Consider the following 2752-nt stretch of genomic DNA (forward strand, 5'->3'; position numbering starts at 1 on the left):
GGAGCCCGGGAGCGGGGCGGGCGGCGCCCGGGGGCTGGAGTTCGGGATACTCGGGCCCCTCCGGGTCGTCGCCGGTGGCCGGCCCCTGCCCGTCGGCGGCCCCCGCCAGCGCACCATCCTCGCCATGATGCTGCTCGCCCAGGGGCGGGTCGTCTCCGTGGACCGGCTCGTCGACGTCGTCTGGGACGGCCGCCCGCCCGCCACCGCCCGCACCCAGGTCGCCATCTGCATCGCCGGACTCCGTAAGACCTTCAAGGCCGTGGGCTGCGAGGACGAGGTCATCGTCACCGCCCACCCCGGATATCTGCTGCGCGTCGACGACCACCGGATCGACGCCGTCGAGTTCGGCCGGCTCGTGGCCGAGGCGCGAGAGGGCGCCCGCGCCGGGCGTGCCGAGTCGGCCGAGGCGCTGCTGCGGCAGGCCCTCGGGCTGTGGCGCGGCCCCGCGCTCGCCGGCGTCGCCGGGCGGCCCGTCGAGGGCGAGGCCGCGCAGCTGGAGGAGCACCGGCTCGCCGCGCACGAGGAGTGGACCGAGCTGCGGCTCGAACTGGGCCACCACCAGGCGCTCATTCCCGAACTCGCCGACCTCGTACGGGAGCATCCGCTGCGCGAGCGGCCGCGGGCCCAGCTGATGCTCGCCCAGTACCGGGCCGGGCGGCGGGCCGAGGCGCTGGAGGCGTTCCGCGAGGCGCGCGGCCGGTTCATCGAGGAGCTCGGGCTGGAGCCCGGGCCCGCGCTGCTGGAACTGCACGACGCGATCCTGCGGGACGACCCCGCGCTGACGCCCGCCGCGCGGCCGCGCCCGTACGAGGGCCGGATCACCGAGCCCGAGGTGATCCCGGCGCATCTGCCCGCGCCGCCGCCGCTGTTCGTCGGTCGGGCGGCGGACCTCGCCGCGCTGGACGCGCTCGTGCGGGGTGATGCGGGTGGTGGTGCGGCGGGTGACGTGGCCGGTGGCCTGGCCGGTGGCGCGGCGGGTGGCGCGGCGTTCCGGGCGCGGGTGGCCGAACTCCCGCCCGTGGCCGGGCTGATCACCGGCGCCGCCGGGACCGGCAAGACCGCGCTCGCCGTGCGCTGGGCGCACCACCACGCCGAACACTTCCCCGACGGACAGCTCTTCGCCGACCTCGGCGGTCGCGACGGACAGCCGGAGGCCGCGCCCGGCGACGTCCTCGGGCGGTTCCTGCGCGCCCTCGGCGTGCCCGAGGAGCGCATCCCCGCCCACCTCGCCGAGCGCGGCGCGCTCTACCGCAGCGTGCTCGCCACCCGGCGGGTGCTGCTCGTCCTCGACGACGCGCGGTCCCTCGCCCAGGTGCTGCCCCTGCTCCCGGGCGCGGGGCCCTGCCGGGTGCTGGTCACCAGCCGTACGCACATGAGCGATGTGGCGGCCGAGTGCCGCGCGGTGCGGGTCGGGCTCGACACCCTCGGCGAGAGCGAGGCGCTCGACCTGCTGCGGGGCGTGGCCGGCGCGGACCGGATCGACGCCGAGCCGGGGGAGGCGGCCCGGCTGGCCGCCCTCTGCGACCGGCTCCCGCTCGCCCTGCGCACGGCCGGGGCGCGGCTCGCGGCCAAGCCGCACTGGACCGTACGGCTGCTCACCTCCCGGCTGGCCGACGAGCGGCACCGGCTCACCGAGCTGAGCCAGGGCCGGGCCGATCTGCGCGCCGCGCTCGACCTCGGCTACCGGCGGCTGCCCGCCGACGCGGCCGTGCTCTACCGCCGGCTGGGCCTGCTCGACGCCCCCGACTTCACCGCGTGGGTCGGCGCGGCCGTGCTCGACACGGATGTCGTCGTCGCCGAGCGGCTGATGGAACACCTGGTGGACGTCCGGCTCGTGGACACGGTCGGCATCGACGCGACCGGCAGCCTGCGCTACCGGTTCCGGGACCTGCTGCGGCTGCACGCCCGCGAGTGCGCGGAGGCCGACGAGCCGGCGGACGAGCGGGGGCGGGCGCTGGACCGGGCGTTCCGCTCCTGGCTCACGATTGCGCAGGAGGCGCATCGCAGGGGGGTCGGTGGCGAGCGGGTGCTGCCGCGTGGGACGACGCTGCGGCGGCGGATCGAGCCCGCGTATCTCGACGAGCTGCTCGCCTCGCCCCACGACTGGTTGGCCGCGGAGCGGCGCTCGCTGGCCTCCGTGATCGCGCAGTCCACGCGGCTCGGGCGTGGTGAACTCGCGTTCGACCTGGCGGTGTCGACGGGGTTGCGGGGTTCTTCGGGCGCCGCGTCCGCCGGCGTCGCCACCGCCGGGGACACGTCGGTGGCCGTGCGCGCGGCCATGCGGACGGCCATGGCCCAGGGGCGCCGCTCGTCGCCGTGCGCGGCGTCGTCGTCCTGACCTCTGGCCCCTGACCCTGACCACGATGGAGAGAGGGACGACGAACGTGCGGCACGACCTGCGGGACCCGGGGGGTTCCGTCATCGCCGGCGCGCTCATGCTGAGCTGCGCGATGCTGACGACGGCGGGGATTTTGTGGCATGCGGCGGAGCGCGTGCGGGTGCGTGAGTGGGAGCTGGGTGGTGGGTGCGGGGGCGCGCACCGGTTCTCGCTGCGCGAGGAGATCGTGGAGACGGGGGAGAGGGTGCGGGCGATCCAGCGCCTCCTGGAGGACGTCGACTGACGCGTTTCGCCCTCCGGGCTCGGTTGGCCGACGTCCACGTTGTGGATCGTTCGTGATGCGACCGACGCCGTTTTCCGCCCCTTCGGGGCGAAGCCCCATTTCCCCGCCCCGAAGGGGCGGGGTGCTTTTCC

General features: G+C 76.5%; 2 protein-coding genes. Both read left to right on the forward strand.

The window, feature by feature from the left end; translation table 11 throughout:
• Positions 1 to 2338, forward strand: a 2338-nt coding sequence (locus ACSNOD_RS30270) for a BTAD domain-containing putative transcriptional regulator (RefSeq protein ID WP_436770280.1), incomplete at its 5' end; no start/stop codon positions are given.
• A 25-nt stretch (positions 2339 to 2363) separates the two neighbouring features.
• Positions 2364 to 2621, forward strand: a complete 258-nt coding sequence (locus ACSNOD_RS30275; RefSeq protein WP_436770281.1) for a hypothetical protein — start codon at positions 2364 to 2366, stop codon at positions 2619 to 2621.
• Positions 2622 to 2752: the final 131 nt, after the last annotated feature.

Origin of the sequence: Streptomyces sp. URMC 123 (genome assembly GCF_051386515.1) — a bacterium.
Classification (GTDB): Bacteria; Actinomycetota; Actinomycetes; order Streptomycetales; family Streptomycetaceae; genus Streptomyces.